This window comes from Geodermatophilus sp. SYSU D01176, from assembly GCF_054050015.1.
The window spans coordinates 15,014-39,411 of sequence record NZ_JBJGYN010000040.1 but is presented as its reverse complement, the minus strand read 5'-3'; the positions used below and the strand labels follow the sequence as shown (position 1 = coordinate 39,411).

The window sequence follows — 24,398 nt, the reverse complement described above, 5'->3', positions numbered from 1 at the left end:
GTGCAGGGAGTGCGCGGAGCGGCTCAGACGCGCGGGGTCAGCGGTCCGCGGTGGAGGGCCGGGCCAGTGCGGTGCCGGGGCCGTTGAGCGCCCGATCGAGCAGGTCCTCGACGGGCACTCCGCGGATCGAGGCGTCCAGCACCTGGACCGTGTGCGCGACCGGCATCCGCTTGCCCATGCGGGCCAGCGTCGTCGCCACCTGCATCCAGCACCCGGGGTTGGCGGTCACCATCAGGTCCGCCCCGGTGGCGAGGACGGCGGCCGCCTTGCGCTCACCGAGCTCCCGTGCCGGTTCCGGCTGCAGCATGTTGTAGGTGCCGGCGCTGCCGCAGCACAGTTCGGCCTCCGTGAGCGGCTTGAGCTCCACGCCGGGGATGCCGCGCAGCACCTTCCGCGGCTCCTCGCGGATGCCCTGCGCGTGGGCCAGGTGGCAGGCGTCCTGGTAGGCCACGGTCATGGGCAGCGGGTGCCGCTCGGCGACCGGGCCGATCTCGACGATGAACTCGCTGATGTCCCGGGCCTTCGTCGCGAGCGCCTCGGCGCGCTCGGCCCACTCCGGCTCGTCACGCAGCTGGTGGCCGTACTCCTTGACGTTCGAGCCGCAGCCCGCGGCGTTGAGGATGACGTAGTCGACCCCGGCCCGCTCGAAGGTCTCGATCGTCCGCTTGGCGAAGTCGAGGGCCTGCTCCTCCCGCCCGCCGTGGCCGGGCAGCGCCCCGCAGCAGCCCTGGCTCCTCGGCACGATGACGTCGCAGCCCTCGGCGGCGAGCACCCGCACGGTCGCGGCGTTCACGTCGGGGAAGAACGTCCCCTGCACGCACCCGGCCAGCAGCCCGACGACGGCCCGCCGCTGACCCACGGCCGGCGTCCGCTCGGGGACCCGCTCCACCGGGCCGAGCTTGGGCGCGAGCGACTCCATGGCCTGCAGCGGCGCCGGGAGCCTGCCCATCAGCCCCGTGCGGGTCAGCAGGCGGCCGAGCCGGCTCGCCTGGTAGGCGCGCAGCGGCCCGCGCAGCGCGCGCAGCCGCTTCGGGTACGGGAACAGGTTGTAGATCAGGTCGCGGTAGAGCTTCTCCGCCCGTGGCCGCTCGTACCGCCGCTCGATCTGCGGGCGGGTGGCCTCGATGAGCTTGTCGTACTGCACACCGGACGGGCACGCGGTGACGCAGGCCATGCAGCCCAGGCACTGGTCGAAGTGCCGCACCATGGAGTCGTCGAGCGGCTCGCCCTCCAGCGCCTCCTTCATGAGGTAGATGCGCCCGCGGGGGCTGTCCATCTCCTCGCCCCAGAGCACGTAGGTGGGGCAGGTCGGCAGGCAGAACCCGCAGTGCACGCAGTCGCCGATGAGCGCCGGGTCCGGCGGGTGGTGTTCGTCGAACGCCGGCTGCACCGCCTGCCGGGTCGTGGGCACGCCCAGCAGGGTCGGGGTGCCCACGGTGGCGGCCCCGGTGCCGGCCGGGAGGTCGATGTCCTGGCCGATGTCGAGCGGGCGGCGCGCCCCGACGACCGCGGCCGGTGCCTCGTCGGCTCCCCGGACGGCGCCCGTGGGCTCGCCGGGCGGCAGGTCGGCGACCGAGTCGCGCACCGGGCCGACGTTGGGGGAGGCCCCCGGGGACCCGGGCGGCGGCGCGTCGCCCTGGCCGTGGCTGCCCGGCGTGATCTCCGTCATCTACAACCCTCCGACGAACCGGCCCGGCGACATCCGCCGCTCGGGGTCGAACCTCTCCTTGACCCGCCGCATCAGGTCCAGCGAGTCGCCGACGGGACCCCAGTGGTCCAGGGAGTCCCGGACGGCGTCGGGCGCGCGCAGGACCACCGCGGTCCCGTCGTGCTCGGCGATGGCGGCGCGCAGCCGGGGCAGTGCGCCGGCCGCCTGCCCGGCCGGGACCGCCGCATAGGACACCCCCGTGGCGGCGTGCGCGGCCACCGCCGTGCCGGCCGGCAGCGCACCCAGCACCGCCGAGAGCGACGCCGGCGCGTAGGCCAGCCGCAGCAGCACGTCGTCCGCCCCTCCGGGCCGCCGGCCGAAGTCGTCCGGCAGGTCCTCGGACTCCTCGCCGCCGCCCAGCAGGCCGACGGCGGCCCGGGCCTGCCCGGCCACCGACTCGGCGATCGACTCGAACAGCACCACGAGCCGTGCGGTGCCGTCGGCGCCGGCGATCAGCTCCACGGCCGACGGGGTGAGCGTCGAGCGGGCCAGCGCGATCGACAGCGGCCCGGCCGCGGCGGCGTCGGGCAGCTCGAGCGTGACCACGCGGCGCGCGGGCGGCACCGGGTGCAGCCGCCAGGTGGTCGAGGCCACGGCGCCGAGCGTCCCGTGGGCCCCGGTGAACAGCTTGCCGAGGTCGTACCCGGCGACGTTCTTGACGACCTTGCCGCCCGCGTGCGCCACGGTGCCGTCGGCGAGGACGACGGTGATGCCGATGAGCAGGTCGCGCGTGGTGCCGTACCGCAGCCGGCGCGGCCCCGACGCGTTCGCGCTCACCACGCCGCCCAGCGTGGCGCCGTCCTCCGGCGGGTCCAGGGCGAGCAGCTGCCCGGCCCGGCCGACCTGCGCCTGCAGGTCGGCCAGCCGCACGCCCGCCTCGGCCACGACGGTGAGGTCGCCCGCCACGTGCTCGACGATCCGGTCCAGGCCGGTGAGGTCGAGCACCAGGTCGCAGGACTCCGGCGCCGTGGCCCAGGTCAGCTTGCTGCGCCCGCCGACCGGCACGACGGTGAGCCCGTCGGCCGCCGCGGCCCGCAGCACCTCGGCGACCTGGTCGACCGTGGCCGGCCGGACCACCTCGCGGGGGACGACGCCGCTGACCGCGTCGTCGGGTCCCCCTGCCCGGCGGGTGTCGGTGGCAGCGGTCATCAGAAGACCTCGCCCAGGCCGGCGGCCTGCACCGGGTGCTCGCCCTTCCGGACGCCGGGCCGCTCGCCGCACAACCGCGGGGTCGGGAAGACCTTGCCCGGGTTGGCGATGCCGTCGGGGTCGAAGGCGCACCGCAGCAGCTGCATGGTGTCGAGGTCCTCGGGCGTGAACTGCTTGGCCATCTTCATGCGCTTCTCGCTGCCCACCCCGTGCTCGCCGGTGATCGAGCCACCGGAGGTGACGCAGAGCTCGAGGATGTCGCCGGCCAGCTCCTCGGCCTCGTGCGCCTGGCCCTCGACCGCGTCGTCGAAGAGCACCAGCGGGTGCAGGTTGCCGTCGCCCGCGTGGAAGACGTTGGCGACGCGGAGCCCCTTCTCGTCGGCCATGCGCTTCATCTCGGCGAGCACCTCGGGCAGCTTCGTGCGGGGGATGACGCCGTCCTGCACGAAGTAGCTGGGGCTGATCCGGCCGACCGCCGCGAAGGCCGACTTGCGGCCCTTCCACATGAGCGCCCGCTCCGCGTCGTCCGCCGCGATGCGGATCTCGAAGGCGTTGCGGGCCCGGGCGATCTCCTCGACCTGCTTGAACTGGGCCTCGACCTCGACCTGCGGGCCGTCGAGTTCGATGACCAGCACCGCCACCGCGCCCTCCGGGTAGCCGCAGCTCACCGCGGCCTCGGCGGCCTCGATGGCCAGCGCGTCCATCATCTCGACGGCGGCCGGCAGGATCCCGGCCGCGATGATGTCGCTGACCGTGCCGGCGGCGTCCTCGACCGAGCGGTAGCCCACCAGCATCGTCTGCACGGCCTCCGGCACCCGGATCAGCCGCAGGGTCAGCTCGGTGGCCACGCCCAGGGTGCCCTCGCTGCCGATGAACGCCCCCAACAGGTCGTAGCCGGGGTGCTCGGGAGCCCGCCCGCCGAGGTGCACGACCTCGCCGTCGGGCAGCACCACCTCGGCGCCGAGGACGTGGTTCACCGTGAAGCCGTACTTCAGGCAGTGGGCGCCGCCGGCGTTCTCGGCCACGTTGCCGCCGATCGAGCAGACCAGCTGGGACGACGGGTCGGGCGCGTAGGCCAGGTCGTGGGGCGCCGCGTCCCGGGTGACCCACAGGTTGATGACCCCGGGCTCGACGGTGACCTGGCGGTTGTCCGGGTCCACCGGGGAGAGCCGGCGCAGCCGGGACAGCACGAGCAGGACGCCGTCGGCGCTGGGCAGCGCGCCCCCGGACAGCCCGGTGCCCGAACCGCGCGCCACGAACGGGACGCCGGCCTGCGCGCAGAGCCGCACCGTGTCGACGACGTGCTGCCGGCTCTCGGCCAGCACCACGATCGCCGGGGTGACCTTGAAGTTGGCCAGCCCGTCGCACTCGTAGGTGCGCACCTGCGAGCGGTCGGTGAGCACCCGCTCGGTGCCGACCGCGGCCCGCAGCCGTTCGGCCAGCGTGGCGGTGCGCTCGGAGACAGCCGGTTCGGCGATGGCGGTCATGGCGTCCTCACTCCATCCGCTCGATGGGTCGGTAGGGCAGTCACGGCATGCGCTCGTAGGCCGGCAGGGTGAGGAAGTCGCTGTACTCGTCGGACACTGCCATCTCCAGGAACAGCGCGCGGGCGTCGTCCCAGCGGCCGGAGGCGAAGGAGTCGCCGCGGGCCTCGGAGATCGCCTTCATCTCCTCGTCGGTGATCTGCTCGACCAGCTCCCGGGTGACCGTCTCGCCGTCCGCCAGCCGGACCCCGTTGTGCAGCCACTGCCAGACCTGGCTGCGGGAGATCTCGGCGGTGGCGGCGTCCTCCATGAGGTTGTTGATACCCACGGCGCCGGAGCCGCGCAGCCACGCCTCGATGTACTGGATGCCGACGCTGATGTTGCTGCGCAGGCCCGCCTCGGTGATGTCGCCTGGGGTCGAGCGGACGTCGAGCAGCTGCTCGGCGGTGACCTGCACGTCCTCGCGCTTCTTGTCCAGCTGGTTGGGGCGGTCGCCGAGGACGGCGGTGAAGACCTCCTTGCAGAGCTCCACCATGCCGGGGTGGGCCACCCAGGAGCCGTCGAAGCCGTCGTCGGCCTCCCGCTCCTTGTCGGCCCGGACCTTGGCGAAGGCCTGCTCGTTGACGGCCGGGTCCTTCGACGGGATGAAGGCGGCCATGCCGCCGATGGCGTGCGCGCCGCGCTTGTGACAGGTGCGCACGAGCAGCTCGGTGTAGGCGCGCATGAACGGCACGGTCATCGTCACCGAGTTGCGGTCGGGGAGGAGGAACTCCTCGCCCCGGGTCCGGAAGGTCTTCACCACGCTGAACATGTAGTCCCAGCGGCCCGCGTTGAGGCCGGCGGAGTGCTCGCGGAGCTCGTAGAGGATCTCCTCCATCTCGAACGCCGCGGGGTAGGTCTCGATCAGCACGGTCGCGCGGATGGTGCCGCGCGGGATGCCCAGGTGGTCCTGGGCCAGGGTGAAGGCGTCGTTCCAGAGCCGCGCCTCGAGGTGGCTCTCCATCTTCGGCAGGTAGAAGTACGGGCCCTGGCCGCGGTCGATCTGCTTCTGGCCGCAGCTGGTCAGGTACAGCGCGAAGTCGACCAGGCTGCCGGAGGTCTGCTCCCCGTCGACGGTGATGTGCTTCTCGGGGAGGTGCCAGCCGCGCGGGCGGACGATGATCGTGGGCAGCTCGACGTCGTCCCGGACCCGGTACTGCTTGCCCTCCGGGCTGGTGAACTCCAGCTTCCCGTCGATCGAGTCCATCAGGTTCAGCGGGCCGTTGACCACGTTGGTCCACAGCGGGGAGTTGGCGTCCTCCTGGTCGGCCAGCCAGCACTTCGCGCCGGAGTTGAGCGCGTTGATCGTCATCTTCCGGTCGGTGGGACCGGTCATCTCGACCCGCCGGTCGACCAGGCCGGGCGCGGGCGGCGCCACCTGCCAGGAGTCGTCCTCGCGGATGGAGCGGGTCTCCTCCAGGAAGCCCAGGCCGGCCCCGTCGGCCAGCGCGCGGACCCGCTCCGCCCGGGCGGCGAGTCGCTCGAGCCGGCGGCCGTTGAGTTCGCGGTGCAACAGGGCGACGAGCTCGAGCGCCCGGGGGGTGAGGACCTCGTCGAACCGGTCCTCGATCGGACCGGTGATCTCGAGACCGTCCACGCCGGCGGTGGTGCTCATGCATCTCCCTGGAGTCGCCGTGCTGGGTCGCCGATCGGTTCCGCAGAGCGGTGGGTCGGAGTAGAGTCGTTCCGCATCGTGGAACGGGGTGTCTGGGTACTGGAAAAGTAGTGGGGCCGGTCACCGGCGGTCAACCCGAGGGCCCGCCGTTCGGAACCTCATCGTGCGGAACGGAGGGGTCGGGATGGCCGTCGGGAGGTCGGCGGAGGGCGTCCAGTCACTGGACCGCGCCTTCTCCCTGCTCGAGCTCATGGCCGACGCGGGTGGCGAGGTGGCCATCAGCCAGCTGGCCGCCGACAGCGGCCTGGCCGTCTCCACGATCCACCGGCTGGTGCGGACGCTGGTGGCCAGCGGCTACGTGCGCCAGCTGCCCTCCCGGCGGTACGTGCTGGGACCGCGGCTGATCCACCTGGGGGAGTGCTCGTCGCGGGTGCTGGCCACGTGGGCCCAGCCGCACCTCTCCCGGCTCGTGGACACCATCGGCGAGACCGCCAACATGGCGATGCTCGACGGCGACCGGGTCGTCTACGCCGCCCAGGTGCCCTCCCGGCACTCCATGCGGATGTTCACCGAGGTCGGCCGGCGGGTGCACCTGCACTGCACCGGCGTGGGCAAGGTGCTGCTCGCCCAGATGCCGCCGGAGGTGGCGCGCCGGCTGCTGGTCCAGGGCGGTATGCCGGTCCGGACCGACCGCACCGTGACCGACCCGGACGAGCTGATCGCCCAGCTGCCGGCAGTCGCCGAGCAGGGGTACGCCCTCGACGACGGCGAGCAGGAGGCCGGCGTGCGGTGCGTGGCGGTCCCCGTGCCCGGCGGCGTCGCGGCCGGGGCGATCTCGGTGTCCGGACCGGCCGGGCGGCTGGGGCTGGACGCGGTGCCCCGCGTCGTGCCGCTGCTGCAGTCGGCGGCCGCGGCGCTGGCCACCGAGCTCGGGAGGGACGCCGACCGCTTCGCCGGCTGACGTGGCGCAGCCGACAGCGACGATGAGTTGCCCTGTGCAACCAAGTGCACTTGTGGTTGCAGTGCGCAAGCAACTCCCGTCGAGGACGCCGCCGTGCCCATCACCTCCCAGACGCTGGACCGGCTCGCCTCCGGCCTGGCCCGCGTCCTCCACAGCGGCCGCCGCCCGGACGTCCGCGCCGCCGGGTCCCTCCACGGCGACCTGTCCGCGTCCTGCTGGGCGCTGCTGGTGCCCCTGGGACAGGGCGGGGAGCAGAGCTGCGGGCCGCCGAGCCGGTCCTCCCGCTGCGGCTGGTCCGGGACCGGACGACGCTGTCGACCCTGGCCGGTATCGCGATCGGGGTGGCGATGTTCGGGTCGTCGGTCTTCCTCGGCCAGTACCTGCAGATCTCCCGCGGCTACTCGCCGACCGCGGCCGGCCTGCTGACCCTCCCCATGGTCGGCGGGCTGCTGCTCTCCTCGACGGTGTCCGGCATCCTCATCACCCGCTCGGGGCGCTGGAAGGGCCACCTGACCGCGGGTTCGCTGCTCGTCGTCCTCGGCTTCGCGCTGCTCGGCAACGTGGACCACGAGACCGACATGGTGCTGCTGGGCGCCTTCCTGTTCGTCCTGGGCGTCGGCATGGGCATGACGATGCAGAACCTGGTGCTCGCCGTGCAGAACACCGTCGCCGCGCGCGACCTGGGTGCGGCCAGCTCGGCGGTCGCCTTCCGCAGCCTGGGGGGCACGATCGGCGTCGCGGTCCTCGGCGCGGTGCTCGACGCCCGGGTCGGGGAGCTGACCGCGCGGGGCCTGGCCGGGGTGCCGGGTGTCGCGCCGGGCTCCGCCGGGGCGGGTCTGGCCGACCTGGCCGACGCGCCGCCGGCGGGTCCAGGCGCTGGTCGCGGCGGCCTACGGCGACGCGACCGGGCGGATCTTCGCCGTCTCTGCCGTGGTCGCGGTGGTGGCGGTCGCGGCCATCGCCTTCATCCGTGAGGTGGAACTGCGGACCGAGAGCGGCGACGAACGGCAGCGGAGCGAGGCCTTCCCGGCCTGAGGGTCGCTACGGTGCGGCGGTGATGGCGACGGCCCGGCTGCTGCTGGTGGTCAACCGTGCGGCCGGTTCGGCCGGGGACGGCGAGGTCGAGGCCGCGGTCCGGGTGCTGCGCGCCGGCGCCGACGTCGAGGTGGTCGCGACCGGGTCGGCGGCGGAGCTGGACGCGGCGGTCGCCGGCCGGGACGGGCGCCGGCTGGTGGCGCTGGGCGGCGACGGCTCGGTGCACGCCGTCGTCCGGGCGCTGGACCGGGCGGGCGCGCTGGACCCGGCCGAGCCGGTCGGCATCGTCGCCCGCGGCACCGGCAACGACCTCGCCCGCACCCTCGGCCTGCCGCTGGACCCGGAGGAGGGGGCAGCGGTCGTCCTCGCCGGGCGGCCACGGCCCCTGGACCTGCTCGACGACGACGCCGGGGGCCTGGTGGTCAACGCGGTGCACGCGGGGGTCGGGGCGCGGGCCGGGGCGCAGGCCGACCGGCTCAAGGAGCGGTTCGGTGTGGCCGCCTACCCGGTGGGCGCTGCGCTGGCCGGGGTGAACAGCCCGGGCTGGCCGCTGCGGGTCGAGGTCGACGGCCGGGTGGCGGCGCACCCGTCGGAGGGCTGGGCGGCCGACGGCAGCTGCGAGGTGCTGATGCTCGGCGTCTGCACGGGCCGGTCGATCGGCGGTGGCACGCCGCTGGCCCCGCAGGCCGAGCCGGACGACGGGCTGGCCGACGTGGTGGTCTCGATCGCCACCGGCCCGGTCGCCCGCGCAGCCTTCGCGGCCGCGCTGACGTCCGGGGAACACGTCGACCGGCCCGACGTCCTGGTGCTGCGGGGTCGCACGGTGTCGGTCACGGGTGGTCCGGTGGACCTCGACGCGGACGGCGAGGTCGAGGAGGACGTCCCTGCGCGGACCTGGCGGGTGCGGCGGCACGGTTGGTCGGTGCTCGTGCCGCCGTCCCGGTGACCGACGGGAACGGCCCTCCTGGCATCACCGCGGCCCCGTCCAGAGGCTCGCCGCGAGCTTGCGAGGGGTGAGGAGGACGGGGTCCTCCTCCTATTCCAGAGCGGCGTCCAGGCTGATCTCGTCGACGCCGGCCAGGGCCTTGCTGACCGGGCAACCGGCCTTGGCTGCCTGGGCGGCCTGCTCGAACCCGGCGGCGTCGAGGCCATCGACCTCACCGCGGACGGTGATCTTGATCTTCGTGATGTGCGGGCCGCCGTCCTTCTGGCCCAGCGTGACGTCGGCGGAGACCTCGAGCGCCTGCGGGGTGCCGCCGGCCTTGCCGATCTCGCTGGACAGGGCCATCGCGAAGCACGACGAGTGCGCCGCCGCGATGAGCTCCTCGGGGCTCGTGGTGCCGTCGGCCTCCTCGGCCGCGCGCTTGGGGAACGACACCTCGTAGGTGCCGACCTTCGAGCTGGACAGCTCGACCTGGCCGGAGCCCTCCTGCAGGGTGCCGTTCCAGGCGGTGCGGGCGGTACGGGTGGGCATGGGTCCTCCTCCTCGGGACGGGTGTGTGGCGGATGCGCTACCCCGGTCCGTCGTGGACAACCCGATCCGGGTCAGTTGCTCGTGACCCGCTCGGTGACCAGGTTCAGCTTGGCCTTGAGGTCGGCGAACTCCGCGCGGTCGAGGTCGAGGGCGCAGATGATCTCCTCGGAGATCGAATCGGCCTTGTCCCGGAGCGCCCTGCCGGCGTCGGTCAGCGCGATGGAGACCGAGCGCTCGTCCTCCACCCGGCGGTGGCGGGTGACCAGGCCGGCGGTGGTGAGCCGCTTGAGCAGCGGGGACAGCGTGCCGCTGTCCAGCGAGAGGCGGGCACCCAGCTGGCCGACGGTCTGGTTGTCCTCCTCCCACAGCAGCATCATCACCAGGTACTGCGGATAGGTGAGGCCGATGGCGTCGAGCAGCGGGCGATAGCGCGCAGTCATCGCCCGGGAGGCGGCGTAGAGCGCGAAGCACAGCTGGTCCTCGAGGACCGCGCTCGGAGCCGGAAGACGCGTCATCCTTCGGATTCTAGGGCCCTGGTCCCGGGTGGTACCGGGGGTTGCCCTTGATGTGGCCCACACTGGTGTCCCGGTCACGCTGCGTGCGCGGCAGCGGCGGTGAGGTTGAGTGGAACAGACTCAACCCCGCGCTCGTTGGACCCTCCGACAGCACCCGGCCGGCGCGCCCGGCCCCTCCTGAGAGGACCGTCCCCACAGACCATGCAGAGCAAGCTGACCACCCGTTCGCAGGAGGCGATCACCGCCGCGCAGCGGCTGGCGGTCGACCGCGGCCAGGCCGCGCTCGAGCCCCTGCACCTGCTCGCCGCGCTGCTCGAGCAGACCGACGGCATCGCCGGTCCGCTGCTGAAGGCCGTGGGCGCCGACGTCGCCGACGTGCGGGCCAAGACCGAGGCCGCGCTGCGGCGGATGCCGAGCGTGAGCGGCGCGACCGTGCCGGCTCCCTCGCCGTCGCGCGAGCTGCTGCGCGTGCTCAACGCCGCCGGGGAGCAGGCCAGCGCGCTGGGCGACGAGTTCGTGTCCACCGAGCACCTGCTGGTCGGCCTCGCGAGCGCCGACGGCGAGGCGGCGGCGGTGCTCACCAGCGCCGGCGCGACCCGCGACGCGCTGCTGGCGGCCTTCCGGACCGTGCGGGGCAACCGCAAGGTGACCACCGCCGACCCCGAGAACACCTTCCAGGCGCTGCAGAAGTACGCCGTCGACCTGACCGAGCGCGCCCGCGAGGGGAAGATCGACCCGGTCGTCGGCCGCGACACCGAGATCCGCCGCGTCGTGCAGGTGCTCTCCCGGCGCACCAAGAACAACCCGGTGCTCATCGGCGAGCCGGGCGTCGGCAAGACCGCGATCGTCGAGGGCCTGGCCCAGCGCATCGTGGCCGGCGACGTCCCCGAGAGCCTCAAGGGCAAGCGGCTGATGGCGCTCGACCTGGCCAGCATGGTCGCCGGCGCCAAGTACCGCGGCGAGTTCGAGGAGCGGCTCAAGGCCGTCCTGCAGGAGATCGCCGAGTCCGAGGGCGAGATCGTCACCTTCATCGACGAGCTGCACACCATCGTCGGCGCCGGGGCCACCGGCGACTCGGCCATGGACGCCGGCAACATGATCAAGCCGATGCTGGCCCGTGGCGAGCTGCGGATGGTCGGGGCCACCACCCTCGACGAGTACCGGGAGCACATCGAGAAGGACCCGGCGCTGGAGCGCCGCTTCCAGCAGGTCTTCGTCGGTGAGCCCTCGGTCGAGGACACGATCGGCATCCTGCGCGGCCTCAAGGAGCGCTACGAGGTCCACCACGGCGTCCGGATCACCGACGCCGCGATCGTGGCCGCCGCGACGCTCTCGGACCGCTACGTCACCGCCCGGTTCCTGCCGGACAAGGCGATCGACCTCGTCGACGAGGCCGCGAGCCGGCTGCGGATGGAGATCGACAGCCGGCCGGTCGAGGTCGACGAGGTCGAGCGCGCCGTCCGCCGGCTGGAGATCGAGGAGATGGCGCTGTCCAAGGAGGACGACCCCTCCTCGGTCGAGCGGCTGGCTGCGCTGCGCGCGGACCTGGCCGACAAGCGCCAGCAGCTCGACGAGCTGACCGCCCGCTGGCAGCAGGACAAGAGCGCGATCGTGCGCATCCAGCAGATCAAGGAGGAGCTGGAGCGGGCCCGCCAGGAGGCCGAGCGCTTCGAGCGCGACGGCGAGCTGGCCCGCGTGGCCGAGCTCCGCTACGGCCGGATCCCGCAGCTGGAGAAGGCGCTCGCCGACGCGGAGGCCTCGGTCGAGACCGGCGACTCCATGCTCAAGGAGGAGGTCGGCCCCGACGACATCGCCGAGGTCGTCCAGGCCTGGACCGGCATCCCCGCCGGGCGGTTGCTGGAGGGCGAGACCCAGAAGCTGCTGCGGATGGAGGACGAGCTCGGCCGGCGCGTCGTCGGCCAGCCCGACGCCGTCCGTGCCGTCTCCGACGCGGTCCGGCGGGCGCGCTCCGGCGTGGCCGACCCGAACCGGCCGACCGGGTCCTTCCTGTTTCTGGGCCCGACCGGCGTCGGCAAGACCGAGCTGGCCAAGGCGCTGGCGGAGTTCCTGTTCGACGACGAGCGGGCGATGGTCCGCATCGACATGAGCGAGTACTCCGAGAAGCACTCGGTGGCCCGGCTGGTCGGGGCACCGCCCGGCTACGTCGGCTACGAGTCCGGCGGCCAGCTCACCGAGGCGGTGCGGCGGCGGCCCTACACCGTCGTGCTGTTCGACGAGGTGGAGAAGGCCCACCAGGACGTGTTCGACGTCCTGCTGCAGGTGCTGGACGACGGCCGGCTGACCGACGGCCAGGGCCGGACGGTGGACTTCCGGAACACCATCCTGATCCTGACCTCGAACCTCGGCTCCCACCTGATCGCCGACCAGTCGATCCCGGAGGAGCGTCGCCGCCAGGCGGTGATGGAGGTCGTGCGGGCGCACTTCAAGCCGGAGTTCCTCAACCGGCTGGACGACGTCGTGGTGTTCCACGCGCTGGGCAGCGAGGAGCTGGCCGGGATCGTCGACATCCAGGTCGGTGTGCTCGCCCGGCGGCTGGCCGCGCGCCGGCTGACGCTGCAGGTCACCGACGCCGCGCGTGAGTGGCTGGCGCTCAACGGGTTCGACCCGGTCTACGGCGCCCGGCCGCTGCGCCGGCTGGTGCAGTCGGCGATTGGCGACCAGCTGGCCAAGGCGCTGCTGGCCGGCGAGATCCGGGACGGCGACGACGTCGTCGTCGACGCCCCGGAGGACCTCGCCGAGGAGGGCCTGACCGTCCGCCGCGGCTGAGAGCGGACCACCCTTCCCCTACGCGCCTCGTCGAAGGACCCCGTCCTGCCCACCCTCCGCGGGCTCAGGGCGGGGCCCGGGACGGGGCTGGCGGCGGGACCCTGCAGGGGGCCGCAGGGCCCGCCGTCCCACCTCGGGACGGCGGGCCCTCGTGCGTTCCGCGCCGGGATGCGCGTGACGGCGGCAACGGCCACCTCGGATGCGGCCGCCGGCCGCATCTCGCCGCGCCGTCGACGCGTCGAACGCACCGATCCGGTCTCGATGGCCGGCCGGCACTGGCCGGGCCCGGAAGGGTGGGTGATCATCGCGCCGGACACCGACCGCGACCAGGGAGTGCGTGATGACGTCAGGGCAGGGCGGCCAGGAGCCCCAGGAGGGGCAGCCGCCGCAGGGCCAGCCGGGCTGGCAGACACCACCCCAGCAGGGGTGGCAGAACCCGCCGCCCCCGCAGGGCAGCTGGCAGAGCCCGCAGCAGGGCGGGTGGCAGAACCCGCAGCAGGGCGGGTGGCAGAGCCCGCAGCAGGGCGGGTGGCAGGACCCCCAGCAGGGCTGGCCGGGCCAGCAGCCCTACGGCTACGCCGCCGCTCCGTCGGCGCCCGGACACCAGTTCTCGCCGGAGGCCCCGCCCCGGCCGGACACCGTCCGCTTCGGCACCGGCGCCTTCGTGGCCAACCTGCTCCTCGGCCTGGTCGCCTCGGTGGTGACCTTCGGCAGCCTCGACAGCATCCTCGACGAGCAGCTCGCCGGCTCCGGCGTGGAACTCTCGGAGGAGTCGGTGCAGACGGTCGTGGTCGCCAGCGCCCTCGTCGGGCTGTTCTTCGTGGCCCTGCAGGCGCTGTTCATCTTCTTCGCCTGGAAGGGTCACAACTGGGCCCGCATCGTGCTGTTCGTCCTGGGCGGGCTCGCCGTCGTCAGCGGGCTGCTCGCCCTGGGGCAGCCGAGCACCGGCTTCCTCAGCGCCTTGTCGGTGTTCCAGACGCTGCTGCTGATCGTCGGCATCGTGCTGCTGGCCCGCCGCCCGTCGAGCGAGTGGTACCGGGCGATGACCGCCCGCCGGCAGGCCGGACTGCGCTGACTGCTCGTTACGGAACTGTGACCGGAGGAGTGAACCCGTAGCACGGCTGGTCCCGAAGACCAGTCGTGACCACCACCGAGCAGGCCCCGGCGACCGGGCCGGCCGTGCCGCCCCGGTCCGGGCGCCGTCGGCTGGCCGCCGGGGCCGGGGTGCTGTCGGCCGGCGTCGCGTTGGGCGTCGGCGAGCTCGTCGCCGGCCTGATCGGCCCGCAGGCCTCGCCGGTCGTCGCCGTGGGCGACACGGTCATCACCCTCGTCCCCGAGCCGGTCAAGGCCTTCGCGATCGCGACGTTCGGCGAGAACGACAAGATCGCCCTCGTCGTCGGCACGCTGGTCGTCATCGCGGTGTACGCCGCGGTCCTCGGCGTCCTGGCACTGCGCCGCCGGGCGGTCGGCGTGGCCGGCACCGCGCAGTTCGGCGTCGTCGGCGCCGCGGCGGCCGTGACCGGCCCGGCCGGTGGCCCGCTCGACGCGCTGCCCGCCCTGGTCGGCGCGCTCGCGGGGACCGGCGCGCTCCTCGCGCTGCTGGCCCCGCTCACCCGGCCGCTCACCGGCACCCCGGACACGCCTGCCGACGACGACGTCCCGCTGGCCGAGCGCCTCCGGACGTCGCTCGGTGCCGGTGACCGCAAGGGCGCCGGGCTCGACCGCCGCCGCTTCTTCCTCACCAGCGGTGCTGCCGTGGGGGCCGCCGTCGTCACCGGTGGTGCCGGCCGGCTGCTGCTGCGCCGCTTCGACGTGGGCGGGGCGCGGGCCGACCTCGCCCTCCCGGCCCCGGCCTCCCCGGCGCCCGCCCTGCCGGCCGGCGCCGACCTCGCCCGGCAGGTCGAGGGCCTGACGCCGCTGTTCACGCCGAACCGCGAGTTCTACCGCGTGGACACCGCGCTCACCGTGCCGCAGATCAGCCCGGCGGACTACGAGCTGAGCCTGACCGGGATGTTCGACTCCCCGCGCACGTACACGCTCGACGAGCTGCTCGGCCGCGACGACGTCACCGAGCGCGACATCACCCTGACCTGCGTCTCCAACGAGGTGGGCGGCCGGCTGGCCGGGACGGCGCGCTGGCTGGGGATCCCGCTGGGGGCGTTCCTCCGCGAGAACGGCATCCAGGCCGGCTCCGACCAGCTGGTCTGCCGCTCCTCGGACGGCATGACGATCGGCGCCCCGACCCGGTCGGCGCTCGAGGTCGAGGACGCCATGATCGCCTTCGGGATGAACGGCGAGCCGCTCCCGGTCGAGCACGGCTTCCCCGTCCGGATGGTCATCCCCGGGCTCTACGGCTACGTGTCGGCCTGCAAGTGGATGGTCGGCATCGAGGCGTCCACCTACGACGCCTTCGACGCCTACTGGACCGAGCGCGACTGGGCCGCCCGGGCGCCGATCAAGATCGCCTCGCGCATCGACACCCCCGCGCCGCTGCGCCGCTTCCCGGCAGGCCGCCGTCCGATCGCGGGCGTCGCGTGGGCGCAGACCCGCGGCATCTCCGCCGTCGAGGTCCGGGTCGACGAGGGCGAGTGGCTGTCCGCGCAGCTCTCCCCGCAGGTGGACGCCGACCTGTGGCGGCAGTGGGTGCTGCCCCACGACTTCGCGCCCGGCTCCTACCAGCTGACCGTCCGGGCGACCAGCGCCGACGGCGAGGTGCAGACCGAGCAGCGAGCCGCACCGTTCCCCGACGGGTCGAGCGGACTGCACTCCATCCGGGTCAACGTCACCTGACCCACCCCCAGGACACGTCTCGGCCGCCGGCCGCAGGCGCACGCCCCGACCCGGTCCCCCGGGCCGCGGGCAGGACCCCCGCACGACGACCAAGGAGATCCACGTGACGCGCACCCTCACCCGCACCGCCCTGCTGACCGGTGTCTCGGTCCTCGCCCTGAGCGTGACCGCCTGTGGCGCCGAGGACACCGCGGCCGACGCCGCGGACAGCGCGAGCAGCGCGGCCAGCAGTCCCGCCGAGGACGCCCCGGACAGCAGCTCGGCGGCCCCGTCCAGCGACAGCGGCACGTCCTCGGAGGAGCCGTTCGGCGAGGGCTGCGCCGCCGTCCCGGCCGACGGCGAGGGCTCCTTCACCGGCATGACCGACGACCCGGTCGCCACCGCCGCCAGCAACAACCCGGTGCTGTCGACGCTGGTCCAGGCCGTCATGCAGGCCAACCTGGTGGACACCCTCAACAGCGCCCAGGACATCACCGTCATCGCCCCGGCGAACCCGGCGTTCGAGGCGATCCCGGCCGACGCGCTGCAGGCGGTGCTGGCCGACAACGCCCAGCTGACCGCGATCCTGAGCCACCACGTCATCGAGGGCCGCCTGGCCCCTGGGGAGCTGGCCGGCACGCACACGACCCTGGGCGGCGACGAGGTCACCATCGAGGGCTCCGGCGAGGACTTCACCGTCGCGCAGACCGTGACCGGCACCCCGGCCTCGGTCATCTGCGGCAACGTGCAGACGGCCAACGCCACCGTCTACATCGTCGACCAGGTGCTCGCCCCGGCCCAGGCCTGAGCGCAGCCGCCCCAGCGCCCGCGGGCCGTCGTCCGAGCGGACGGCGGCCCGCGGGCGCGTGCCGGGCTGCTGCCGTGCCGTTACGCGGTGTGGCGCCTCGCGCCGGGGATGATGGCGGCGCCCCCGACCAAGGAGCCCCCGTCCCGTGACGCGCACCCCGACCCGCCGCGCCCTGCTCGCCGCCGCCACCGTGCTGGCGCTGCCGCTGACCGGCTGCGGCTCCGACGAGCCGGCGGACGACGTCGCCGCGGCGAGCAGCGCCCCCGCGACGACGTCCGCCGCCGAGACCGCCCCGCCCGCGCCGACCGGCCCCTTCGGCCCCGGCTGCGCCGACCTCCCGCCCGAGGGCCCCGGCAGTCCGGCCGCGCTCGCCGCCGCCCCCGCGGCCACCGCGATGTCCGCCGTCCCGGGGCTGGCCAACACGATGGTGACCGTGCACGGCGCAGCTCTGGCCGGATCGCTCGACGCCACCCCGGACCTCACCGTGCTGGCCCCGGTCGACGAGGCCTTCGCCGCCGTCCCGGCCAGCACGCTGGACCCGCTGCTGGCCGACACCCCGCGGCTGACCGCGCTGGTCACCCACCACGTCATCTCCGGCCGCCTGGCGCCCGGTGAGCTGGCCGGCACGCACACGACCCTCGGCGGCGGCCAGGTCACCATCGACGGGGCGGGCGAGGTCTTCACGATCAGTGCCGACCAGACCCTGCTCGGGGCCGCCGACGCGACGGTGGTGTGTGGCAACCTGCCGACGCTCAACGCCACCGTCTACGTCCTGGACCAGGTGCTCACCCCACCCGCCGGCTGACGGGGCGCCCGCGCCGCCGTCAGTAGGGTCGGGGGCATGGACAAGGACCCCCTCCCTCCCCAGCCCCCCGGGGAGGGGGCCGCCCTGCCCGACCGTGACCGGCTGCTCGAGCTGGTCGTCGACCTCGCCGTCGTCCACGGGCGCGTGACGCTGTCCTCGGGGCAGGAGGCGGACTGGTACATCGACATGCGCCGGCTCACGCTGCACCACGAGGGCGCCCCGCTGGTGGGCCGGGTGATGCGCCAGCTCACCGGCGACCTGCGCTACGACGTCGTCGGCGGGCTCACCCTGGGCGCGGACCCCGTGGCGACGGCGATGCTGCACGCCGCGGCCGCCGGCGAGGGCTTCCTCGACGCCTGCGTCGTCCGCAAGACCGGCAAGGCGCACGGCCTGCAGCGCCGGATCGAGGGGCCCGACGTCGCCGGTCGCGCCGTGCTCGTGGTCGAGGACGTCTCCACGACCGGCTCCAGCCCGCTGACCGCCGTCGAGGCGCTGCGCGAGGCCGGCGCCGAGCCGGTGGCCGTGGCCGTCATCGTGGACCGCGGCGGGCGGGCGGCGGTGGAGGCGGCGGGCCTGGAGTACCGCGCCGCGTTCACCCTCGCCGACCTCGGGCTCGAGTGAGGGGAGGACCCCTCCCCTGTCCGTCGAGATCACGTGCTCTCGCCTGGGGGGCGGGGACGCCGGCCGCCGTGGTCCTGCCGCGCAGCACCGCCGGGGTCGTCGCGGCCCGGCAGATCGCCTCGCGGGACGTGCACCGTTCGATCAAGGACGCGCTCGACCCGTCGGGCCTGCTCAACCACGGCACGGTGCTGCGGAGGCGTGACACTCTGGCGTCATGAGCGCAGAGCGGCTGCTCGTCGTCGGAGGGGACGCCGCCGGCATGTCCGCGGCCACCGCGGCCCGGCGGCTGCGGCCGGCGGAGGACCTCGCGATCACCGTCCTGGAGCAGGGCCCGGACGTCTCCTTCTCCGCCTGCGGCATCCCGTACTGGGTGGGCGACCTGGTCGAGGGCCGGGACCGGCTGATCGCCCGCACGCCGCAGGAGTTCGCCGCCCAGGACATCGAGGTCCGCACCGGCACCCGGGCCGAGGAGCTCGACCTGGACGCCGGCACGGTGCGCACGAGCGCCGGCCGGACGCTCGGCTTCGACCGGCTCGTGGTCGCCACCGGTGGGCGGCCGCTGCGCCCGGACGTCCCGGGCCTGGACGCGCCGGGCGTGCACGGGGTGCACCGGCTGGCCGACGGCGCCGACATCCGCGCCGCGATCGCTGCCGGCGCCCGCCGGGCCGTGGTCCTCGGCGGCGGCTACATCGGCCTGGAGATGGCCGAGGCGCTGCAGGCCCGCGGCCTCGAGGTCACCATCGTGCTCGCCGACGCGCTGCCGATGTCGCTGCTCGATCCCGACATGGGCGAGCGCACCTGCAAGGCGATCGGCGACATGGGCATCGCCGTGCAGACCGACCAGCCGGTGCGCGCGGTCGAGACCGGTCCCGACGGCGCGGTCCGGGCGGTCACCACCGACGCCGGCAGCTACCCCTGCGACCTCGTCGTCCTCGGGCTGGGCATGGGCCCGGAGGTGGAGCTGGCCCGCGCCGCCGGCCTGCGCATCGGCGAGACCGGGGCCGTCGAGGTCGACCGCACCCAGCGCAGCCGCTCGCACGACCACGTCTACGCGGCAGGCGACTGCAGCCAGACCTTCCACCGGCTGACCGGCGAGGCGGTGCACGTCGCGCTGGGCACGCACGCCAACAAGCAGGGCCGCGTGGCCGGCTCGGTGATCGGCGGCCGGGCGGCCCGCTTCGCCGGCGTCCTCGGCACCGCGGTGACCAAGGTGGGCGACCTGGAGATCGGGCGCACCGGGCTGTGCAGCGGGCAGGCCGAGGCCGCCGGGTACGACGTCCGGACCGAGACCATCGAGGGGACGACGCGGGCCGGTTACTTCCCGGGCGCCGAGCCGATCGCGGTGAAGCTGGTCAGCGACCGCGGCTCGGGGCAGCTGCTCGGCGGCCAGGTCGTCGGCGGGCCCGGCTCCGGCAAGCGGATCGACGTCCTGGCCACGGCCGTCTGGGCCGGGCTGACCGCCGAGGAGTTCGCCGGCTCGGACCTCTCCTACGCCCCGCCGTTCTCCCCGGTCCACGACCCCGTGCTCGTCGCCGCGCGGGTGGCCGGCCGGGCGGAGCGGGGATGAGCACTGCGGGTGGGGGCGCAGCCGACGTCCGGGACGAGGACTGGTACGGCGACGACCTCTCCGGCCAGGAGCACACCGGGGTCACCTTCAGCCGGGTCGACCTGTCCGAGACCACGGACGACGGCGCCGTCTTCACCGACTGCTTCTTCCGCGACTGCCGGTTCACCCTCAGCCGGCACGCCGACGCGGCGTTCCTGAACTGCACCTTCACCGGTTGCTCGTTCGCCCAGGCCGTGTTCACCGACTGCAAGCTGGTGGGCAGCACCTTCGACCGCTGCACCTTCGACCTGGTGACCGTCGAGGGCGGCGACTGGTCCTTCGTCGGCCTGCGGCGCGCGGACCTGTCCCGCGGGTCGCTCACCGGCGCGCGGATGCGGGAGGCCGACCTCACGGAGGTCCGCGCGGCCGGCGCCACGCTGAGGGACCTGGACCTCTCTGGCGCGCAGCTGTCCGGGGCCGACCTCTCCGGCGCCGACCTGCGTGGCAGCGACCTGACCGCGCTGGACCCGCGCGCGGTCAAGCTGGCCGGCGCCCAGGTCGACGGCGGGCAGGCCGTGGTGCTCCTGACCGCTCTCGGACTGCGGGTCGGACCGGAGGCCGCCCGGTAGCGGGTGTCGCGGCGGGGGAGCCGGGCGCGATACTGGCCGTCGGACCAGCGCCGCCCCCGACGCAAGGAGTGCACGCATGCCCATCGCGACCCCCGAGGTCTACGCCGACATGATCAGCCGGGCCAAGGATGGCGGCTTCGCCTACCCGGCGATCAACTGCACCTCGTCGGAGACGGTCAACGCCGCGCTGCGCGGCTTCGCCGACGCCGGCAGCGACGGCATCATCCAGTTCTCCACCGGCGGCGCCGAGTTCGGCTCGGGCACCCGGGTCAAGGACATGGTCACCGGCGCCGTCGCGCTGGCCGAGTTCGCCCACGTCGTCGCCGAGAAGTACCCGGTCAACGTCGCGCTGCACACCGACCACTGCCCCAAGGACAAGCTCGACGCCTACGTGCGCCCGCTCATCGCCCTGTCGAAGGACCGGGTGGACGCCGGCCAGGCGCCGCTGTTCCAGTCGCACATGTGGGACGGCTCGGCCATCGACCTGGACGAGAACCTGCAGATCGCCGCGGAGCTCATCGAGAAGTGCGCCGCCGCGAAGATCGTGCTCGAGGTGGAGATCGGCGTCGTCGGCGGCGAGGAGGACGGCGTCTCGCACGACATCAACGACAAGCTCTACACCGCCCCCGGCGACTTCGTGGCCACCGCGAAGACCCTCGGACTCGGGGAGAAGGGCGTCTACCTGCTCGCCGCGACCTTCGGCAACGTGCACGGCGTCTACAAGCCCGGCAACGTCAAGCTGCGCCCGGAGATCCTCAAGGAGGGCCAGGACGTCGTCTCCGGGGAGTTCGGCCTCGGGGACGGCGCCAAGCCGTTCAACCTGGTCTTCCACGGCGGCTCGGGCTCGGCGCAGGAGGAGATCCGCGAGGCCCTCTCCTACGGCGTGGTGAAGATGAACGTCGACACCGACACGCAGTACGCCTTCACCCGGCCGGTCGTCGGGCACATGTTCACCAACTACGACGGCGTGCTGAAGGTCGACGGCGAGGTCGGCAACAAGAAGGCCTACGACCCGCGCACGTACATGAAGCTCGCCGAGACCAACATGGCCGCGCGTGTCGTCGAGGCGTGCGAGGACCTGCTGTCGGCCGGCCAGTCGCAGGGCGCCTGATGGGTCACCCGCACCACAACCTCCTCGGCGAGCCGCCGGCCACCCTGCTGCCCGGCAACCCCGAGGCCGACGCCGAGCTCGCCGCGGGCGACCCGCCGGCCGAGGTGGCCGCGCACCACCCGACGGTGAGCGCGGCGTGGGCGGCGCTGGCCGAGGCGGCGATCGACCGCCCCGAGCGGGTGCTCACCGACGTCATCGAGGCCTACGCCTACGCCCGCACCGGCTACCACCGGGGCCTGGACGCGCTGCGCCGCAACGGCTGGAAGGGCCACGGCCCGGTGCCGTGGTCGCACGCGCCCAACCGCGGCTTCCTGCGCTGCGTGACCGTGCTGGCGCGCGCCGCGGAGGCGATCGGGGAGACCGACGAGCACGAGCGCTGCACCCAGCTGCTGCGCGACTGCGACCCGACACTGGCCCCCTGACGACCGCCACTCCAGCGGGGTCCACCGAGTTGGCAGACCCCGCTGGACCGGCTCTCGTCCCATGACCGTCGGCGCCGACCTGCACACTCCTGCCGTGGACCACTCCCCCGCTGCCGTCACCCGCCGGCTGCGGCCGCTGCTGCTCGCCGTCCACGAGGCGCTGTCGGCCGGCGTCGCGGTCAGCGCGGCCATCCACGAGCGGCACGGCTGGAACCCCACCGCCGACCGGCACCTGGACCACCAGCTGGTCCGCCGCGAGGCGATGGAGCGGCTGCGGCCGTGGGGTGCCGGCCCCGACGAGCTGTCCGACCCGCTGCAGGCCCGCCAGCTAAAGTTCCTCGACGCCGGCACCGACAACCTGGGCCTGCCGATGAGCGGGCTGATCCTGCGCACCCCCAGCGACGTGCTGCGGGTCTGGCGCTCGGACGACGGCGAGCTGCCCGCCGCGGCCACCGACGGCCTGCGCGCCTTCTACCGCCAGGACCCGAGCCGCCAGCTGCAGCTCGCCGTCGGCCCGGACGCGCCGCGGGCCGCTCCGGGGCACCTGGCGCTGCTCTGGGCCGACGCCGGCGCCGTCCTCACCCGCTTCGACCTGGTCCGGCCGTGCGGGCACGTGGGCCGGCGGGTGCAGGTCGACTGGCACGTCGACCTGCACGAGCGACCGGGTCGACCGGCGGCCGGACGTGACCGTCCGTGAGGGGACGACGCAGAACAGGCGGGAACGGCTGGAGATCGTTTACTCTCCGTACCCAGCGTCCGGTCCGGACGCCCGTCCCGGAGGTGCCGCATGGCCACGCTTCTCTGGATCCTCGCCGTCGTACTCGTCGTCGCCGGCATCGTGGCGATCGTCCGCAGGCAGTTGCTGTGGGGGATCGTGCTGATCGTCGTGGGCCTGCTCGTGGGCCCGGGCGGGGTCAGCGTCTTCACCTGATCGCCACGGCCGATCAGGGCTGCAGTCGCCAGCGCACCCGGTCGTCGGCGTACCACGTCCAGCGGTTGACCGGCCGCGGATAGGGGACGCCGTCCCGGATCACCCGGGCCGGGTCGCAGGCGATCTGCACCGCCCGTCCGCTGGTGCGGCGGCCGGGGCGCAGCGGCAGCGTCATCACGGTCACGTCGAGGGTGTCCACGGCCCGCCAGTCGGGCCGGACGTCGAACCGGGTCACCTGACCGTCGGCGACCTTGACCGCGTCGTGGTGCGCCTGCGCGCCCAGCCGCCGCGCCAGCGGACGGCGCCGGTCGTCCCCGGCGGCCTCGAGGCGGCCGTGGTGCAGCAGGACGCCGCCGTGGTCGTCGCGCACGAGGCCCAGCGCGCGCTCGGCCCCGGTGCCGATGCCCAGCGCGCGGGCCAGGGCGGTCGAGTCGCCGTCGTCCGCGGGGTCCCACGACACGGGGACCTCGGCCGTCCGCCCGGCCTTCCACAGCGTGGTCAACACCCCGGCGAGCGCCGGGACCGGGCCCCTCACCAGCAGCGCGTCGGCCTCGGCGGCCGGTGCGACCTCCTCGCGCGCCGGCGCGGATCCCGGGGCGAGACCGCGCAGGTCGAACTCGGCGAGGGGCATGCCGATACCCTGCCACCTGCCAGCCGGTCGACCGCCGGTGACGAGTCCGAGGGGGACTACAGCGAGATGCCGGCAGTCGTGCTGATCGGTGCCCAGTGGGGCGACGAGGGCAAGGGCAAGGCCACCGACCTGCTCGGGGGGCGCGTGCCGTACGTCGTCCGGTACCAGGGCGGCAACAACGCAGGGCACACGGTGATCACGCCGGACGGCGAGCGGTACGCGCTGCACCTGATCCCGTCGGGGATCCTCACGCCGGGGTGCACGCCGGTCATCGGCAACGGCGTCGTCATCGACCCCGAGGTGCTCATCGGCGAGCTCGCCGGTCTCGAGGAGCGCGGGGTGGACACCTCGCGGCTGGTCATCTCGGCCGACGCGCACCTGATCATGCCGCACCACCGGGCGCTGGACCGGGTCACCGAGCGGTTCCTCGGCAAGCGCCGGATCGGCACCACCGGGCGCGGGATCGGCCCGGCCTACGGCGACAAGGTGGCCCGCACCGGGATCCGGGTGCAGGACCTGCTCGACCTGTCGATCCTCCGGCAGAAGCTCGAGGGCACGCTGCAGGAGAAGAACCAGGTCCTGGTCAAGGTCTACAACCGCAAGGCCATCGACGTCGACGAGGTCGTGGAGGAGTACGCCGGCTACGCCGAGCAGATCAAGCACCGCATCGCCGACACCCGGCTGCTGCTGGCCAACGCCCTCGACGCCGGCGAGTGGGTGCTGCTGGAGGGCTCCCAGGGCACGCTGCTCGACGTCGACCACGGCACGTACCCGTTCGTCACGTCGTCCTCCCCGACCGCCGGCGGCGCGGCGGCGGGCTCCGGCATCGGCCCGACCCGCATCGACCGGGTGGTCGGCATCCTCAAGGCCTACACGACCCGCGTCGGGTCCGGCCCCTTCCCGACCGAGCTGCACGACCAGTGGGGCGAGTACCTGCGCACGAAGGGCGGCGAGGTGGGCGTGACCACCGGCCGCGACCGTCGCTGCGGCTGGTTCGACGCCGTCGTGGCCCGCTACGCCAGCCGGGTCAACGGCATCACCGACTACTTCCTCACCAAGCTCGACGTGCTGTCGGGCCTGGAGACGGTGCCGATCTGCGTGGCCTACGACGTCGACGGGGTGCGGCACGACGAGATGCCGATGACGCAGACCGACTTCCACCACGCCACGCCGGTCTACGAGGAGATGCCGGGCTGGTCCGAGGACATCCGGAACTGCCGCACCTTCGAGGAGCTGCCGAAGACCGCGCAGGCCTACGTGCAGCGCCTGGAGGAGCTGTCGGGCGCGCGGATCAGCGTGATCGGCGTCGGTCCCGGCCGCGACGAGAACGTCGTCCTCCACGACCTGCTCGAGTGAGG

24 protein-coding genes are annotated in these 24,398 nt (G+C 74.1%); 17 read left to right on the top strand and 7 right to left on the bottom strand.

Annotated elements, in window-relative coordinates; translation table 11 throughout:
* Nucleotides 1–37 precede the first annotated feature (37 nt).
* Genes glcF through aceB form a run of 4 tightly spaced genes read right to left on the bottom strand, consistent with a single transcriptional unit; the run spans nucleotide 38 to nucleotide 5,995 of the window.
* Nucleotides 38–1,669, bottom strand: coding sequence for a glycolate oxidase subunit GlcF (gene glcF, locus ACI78Z_RS18835; protein WP_457038068.1), 1,632 nt, complete (start codon nucleotides 1,667–1,669; stop codon nucleotides 38–40).
* Nucleotides 1,670–2,857 (bottom strand): FAD-binding oxidoreductase, encoded by a 1,188-nt coding sequence (locus ACI78Z_RS18830; RefSeq protein ID WP_457038067.1) that lies wholly within the window; start codon nucleotides 2,855–2,857, stop codon nucleotides 1,670–1,672.
* Nucleotides 2,857–4,344: an FAD-linked oxidase C-terminal domain-containing protein gene (locus ACI78Z_RS18825; RefSeq protein ID WP_457038066.1), complete on the bottom strand. Its 1,488-nt coding sequence runs from the start codon at nucleotides 4,342–4,344 to the stop codon at nucleotides 2,857–2,859. Before ACI78Z_RS18825 ends, ACI78Z_RS18830 begins: the two co-directional genes overlap by 1 nt.
* A 40-nt stretch (nucleotides 4,345–4,384) precedes the next feature.
* Nucleotides 4,385–5,995: a malate synthase A gene (aceB, locus tag ACI78Z_RS18820; RefSeq protein WP_457038065.1), complete on the bottom strand. Its 1,611-nt coding sequence runs from the start codon at nucleotides 5,993–5,995 to the stop codon at nucleotides 4,385–4,387.
* A gap of 184 nt (nucleotides 5,996–6,179) precedes the next feature.
* Between aceB and ACI78Z_RS18815 the strand changes: the two genes are divergently transcribed.
* From ACI78Z_RS18815 to ACI78Z_RS18805, 3 genes are all read left to right on the top strand, one after another.
* Nucleotides 6,180–6,956 (top strand): IclR family transcriptional regulator, encoded by a 777-nt coding sequence (locus ACI78Z_RS18815; RefSeq protein ID WP_457038064.1) that lies wholly within the window; start codon nucleotides 6,180–6,182, stop codon nucleotides 6,954–6,956.
* Between the two features lie 44 nt (nucleotides 6,957–7,000).
* Complete coding sequence (locus tag ACI78Z_RS18810; protein WP_457038063.1) at nucleotides 7,001–7,930, top strand: MFS transporter; 930 nt, start codon at nucleotides 7,001–7,003, stop codon at nucleotides 7,928–7,930.
* Nucleotides 7,931–8,013: 83 nt separating this feature from the next.
* Entirely contained in the window at nucleotides 8,014–8,937 is a 924-nt protein-coding gene (locus ACI78Z_RS18805) for a diacylglycerol/lipid kinase family protein (protein ID WP_457038076.1), read from the top strand.
* Between the two features lie 90 nt (nucleotides 8,938–9,027).
* On the opposite strand, the gene ACI78Z_RS18800 is transcribed toward ACI78Z_RS18805, so the two are convergent.
* Entirely contained in the window at nucleotides 9,028–9,465 is a 438-nt protein-coding gene (locus ACI78Z_RS18800) for an OsmC family peroxiredoxin (RefSeq protein ID WP_457038062.1), read from the bottom strand.
* 71 nt (nucleotides 9,466–9,536) lie between these two features.
* Entirely contained in the window at nucleotides 9,537–9,980 is a 444-nt protein-coding gene (locus ACI78Z_RS18795) for a MarR family winged helix-turn-helix transcriptional regulator (RefSeq protein ID WP_457038061.1), read from the bottom strand.
* Nucleotides 9,981–10,181: 201 nt separating this feature from the next.
* Here ACI78Z_RS18795 and clpB point away from each other — a divergent pair, with 201 nt between their 5' ends.
* The 13 genes from clpB to ACI78Z_RS18730 all read left to right on the top strand — a co-directional run bounded on the left by clpB (nucleotide 10,182) and on the right by ACI78Z_RS18730 (nucleotide 22,409).
* Nucleotides 10,182–12,767, top strand: coding sequence for an ATP-dependent chaperone ClpB (gene clpB, locus ACI78Z_RS18790; protein ID WP_457038060.1), 2,586 nt, complete (start codon nucleotides 10,182–10,184; stop codon nucleotides 12,765–12,767).
* A 340-nt stretch (nucleotides 12,768–13,107) separates the two neighbouring features.
* Nucleotides 13,108–13,842, top strand: coding sequence for a hypothetical protein (locus ACI78Z_RS18785; protein ID WP_457038059.1), 735 nt, complete (start codon nucleotides 13,108–13,110; stop codon nucleotides 13,840–13,842).
* A gap of 65 nt (nucleotides 13,843–13,907) precedes the next feature.
* Nucleotides 13,908–15,557, top strand: a complete 1,650-nt coding sequence (locus tag ACI78Z_RS18780) for a molybdopterin-dependent oxidoreductase (protein WP_457038058.1) — start codon at nucleotides 13,908–13,910, stop codon at nucleotides 15,555–15,557.
* Between the two features lie 103 nt (nucleotides 15,558–15,660).
* A complete protein-coding gene (locus tag ACI78Z_RS18775) occupies nucleotides 15,661–16,344 on the top strand; it encodes a fasciclin domain-containing protein (protein ID WP_457038057.1) in 684 nt (227 codons plus the stop codon).
* Nucleotides 16,345–16,489: 145 nt separating this feature from the next.
* Nucleotides 16,490–17,149, top strand: a complete 660-nt coding sequence (locus ACI78Z_RS18770; protein WP_457038056.1) for a fasciclin domain-containing protein — start codon at nucleotides 16,490–16,492, stop codon at nucleotides 17,147–17,149.
* Between the two features lie 36 nt (nucleotides 17,150–17,185).
* Nucleotides 17,186–17,770, top strand: a complete 585-nt coding sequence (gene pyrE / locus ACI78Z_RS18765; RefSeq protein WP_457038055.1) for an orotate phosphoribosyltransferase — start codon at nucleotides 17,186–17,188, stop codon at nucleotides 17,768–17,770.
* A gap of 68 nt (nucleotides 17,771–17,838) precedes the next feature.
* The gene (locus ACI78Z_RS18760; protein WP_457038054.1) at nucleotides 17,839–17,988 is read left to right on the top strand and encodes a hypothetical protein; all 150 of its coding nucleotides are present in this window, start codon (nucleotides 17,839–17,841) and stop codon (nucleotides 17,986–17,988) included.
* Nucleotides 17,985–19,337 (top strand): FAD-dependent oxidoreductase, encoded by a 1,353-nt coding sequence (locus tag ACI78Z_RS18755; RefSeq protein WP_457038053.1) that lies wholly within the window; start codon nucleotides 17,985–17,987, stop codon nucleotides 19,335–19,337. Before ACI78Z_RS18760 ends, ACI78Z_RS18755 begins: the two co-directional genes overlap by 4 nt.
* A complete protein-coding gene (locus ACI78Z_RS18750; RefSeq protein ID WP_457038052.1) occupies nucleotides 19,334–19,945 on the top strand; it encodes a pentapeptide repeat-containing protein in 612 nt (203 codons plus the stop codon). The genes ACI78Z_RS18755 and ACI78Z_RS18750 overlap by 4 nt, the downstream gene beginning before the upstream one ends.
* 76 nt (nucleotides 19,946–20,021) lie before the next feature.
* On the top strand, nucleotides 20,022–21,056 hold the full coding sequence (gene fbaA / locus ACI78Z_RS18745; protein ID WP_457038051.1) for a class II fructose-bisphosphate aldolase: 1,035 nt from the start codon (nucleotides 20,022–20,024) through the stop codon (nucleotides 21,054–21,056).
* Nucleotides 21,056–21,478, top strand: a complete 423-nt coding sequence (locus tag ACI78Z_RS18740; RefSeq protein WP_457038050.1) for a DUF3151 domain-containing protein — start codon at nucleotides 21,056–21,058, stop codon at nucleotides 21,476–21,478. Before fbaA ends, ACI78Z_RS18740 begins: the two co-directional genes overlap by 1 nt.
* 94 nt (nucleotides 21,479–21,572) lie before the next feature.
* Entirely contained in the window at nucleotides 21,573–22,175 is a 603-nt protein-coding gene (locus ACI78Z_RS18735; RefSeq protein WP_457038049.1) for a hypothetical protein, read from the top strand.
* Between the two features lie 90 nt (nucleotides 22,176–22,265).
* Entirely contained in the window at nucleotides 22,266–22,409 is a 144-nt protein-coding gene (locus ACI78Z_RS18730) for a GPGG-motif small membrane protein (RefSeq protein WP_012950741.1), read from the top strand.
* 13 nt (nucleotides 22,410–22,422) lie between these two features.
* On the opposite strand, the gene ACI78Z_RS18725 is transcribed toward ACI78Z_RS18730, so the two are convergent.
* Entirely contained in the window at nucleotides 22,423–23,040 is a 618-nt protein-coding gene (locus tag ACI78Z_RS18725) for a hypothetical protein (RefSeq protein ID WP_457038048.1), read from the bottom strand.
* 66 nt (nucleotides 23,041–23,106) lie between these two features.
* Here ACI78Z_RS18725 and ACI78Z_RS18720 point away from each other — a divergent pair, with 66 nt between their 5' ends.
* A complete protein-coding gene (locus ACI78Z_RS18720; protein ID WP_457038047.1) occupies nucleotides 23,107–24,396 on the top strand; it encodes an adenylosuccinate synthase in 1,290 nt (429 codons plus the stop codon).
* Nucleotides 24,397–24,398: the final 2 nt, after the last annotated feature.

Bases quoted from the DNA above. Each gene is read 5' to 3' on its own strand.
- ACI78Z_RS18830 (WP_457038067.1), bottom strand. From the start codon at position 2,857: ATGACCGCTGCCACCGACACCCGCCGGGCAGGGGGACCCGACGACGCG.
- ACI78Z_RS18795 (WP_457038061.1), bottom strand. From the start codon at position 9,980: ATGACGCGTCTTCCGGCTCCGAGCGCGGTCCTCGAGGACCAGCTGTGC.
- ACI78Z_RS18725 (WP_457038048.1), bottom strand. From the start codon at position 23,040: ATGCCCCTCGCCGAGTTCGACCTGCGCGGTCTCGCCCCGGGATCCGCG.
- ACI78Z_RS18800 (WP_457038062.1), bottom strand. From the start codon at position 9,465: ATGCCCACCCGTACCGCCCGCACCGCCTGGAACGGCACCCTGCAGGAG.
- pyrE (WP_457038055.1), top strand. From the start codon at position 17,186: ATGGACAAGGACCCCCTCCCTCCCCAGCCCCCCGGGGAGGGGGCCGCC.
- clpB (WP_457038060.1), top strand. From the start codon at position 10,182: ATGCAGAGCAAGCTGACCACCCGTTCGCAGGAGGCGATCACCGCCGCG.
- ACI78Z_RS18730 (WP_012950741.1), top strand. From the start codon at position 22,266: ATGGCCACGCTTCTCTGGATCCTCGCCGTCGTACTCGTCGTCGCCGGC.
- ACI78Z_RS18720 (WP_457038047.1), top strand. From the start codon at position 23,107: ATGCCGGCAGTCGTGCTGATCGGTGCCCAGTGGGGCGACGAGGGCAAG.
- ACI78Z_RS18825 (WP_457038066.1), bottom strand. From the start codon at position 4,344: ATGACCGCCATCGCCGAACCGGCTGTCTCCGAGCGCACCGCCACGCTG.
- ACI78Z_RS18805 (WP_457038076.1), top strand. From the start codon at position 8,014: ATGGCGACGGCCCGGCTGCTGCTGGTGGTCAACCGTGCGGCCGGTTCG.
- glcF (WP_457038068.1), bottom strand. From the start codon at position 1,669: ATGACGGAGATCACGCCGGGCAGCCACGGCCAGGGCGACGCGCCGCCG.
- ACI78Z_RS18815 (WP_457038064.1), top strand. From the start codon at position 6,180: ATGGCCGTCGGGAGGTCGGCGGAGGGCGTCCAGTCACTGGACCGCGCC.
- ACI78Z_RS18755 (WP_457038053.1), top strand. From the start codon at position 17,985: ATGAGCGCAGAGCGGCTGCTCGTCGTCGGAGGGGACGCCGCCGGCATG.
- ACI78Z_RS18740 (WP_457038050.1), top strand. From the start codon at position 21,056: ATGGGTCACCCGCACCACAACCTCCTCGGCGAGCCGCCGGCCACCCTG.
- fbaA (WP_457038051.1), top strand. From the start codon at position 20,022: ATGCCCATCGCGACCCCCGAGGTCTACGCCGACATGATCAGCCGGGCC.
- ACI78Z_RS18785 (WP_457038059.1), top strand. From the start codon at position 13,108: ATGACGTCAGGGCAGGGCGGCCAGGAGCCCCAGGAGGGGCAGCCGCCG.
- aceB (WP_457038065.1), bottom strand. From the start codon at position 5,995: ATGAGCACCACCGCCGGCGTGGACGGTCTCGAGATCACCGGTCCGATC.
- ACI78Z_RS18750 (WP_457038052.1), top strand. From the start codon at position 19,334: ATGAGCACTGCGGGTGGGGGCGCAGCCGACGTCCGGGACGAGGACTGG.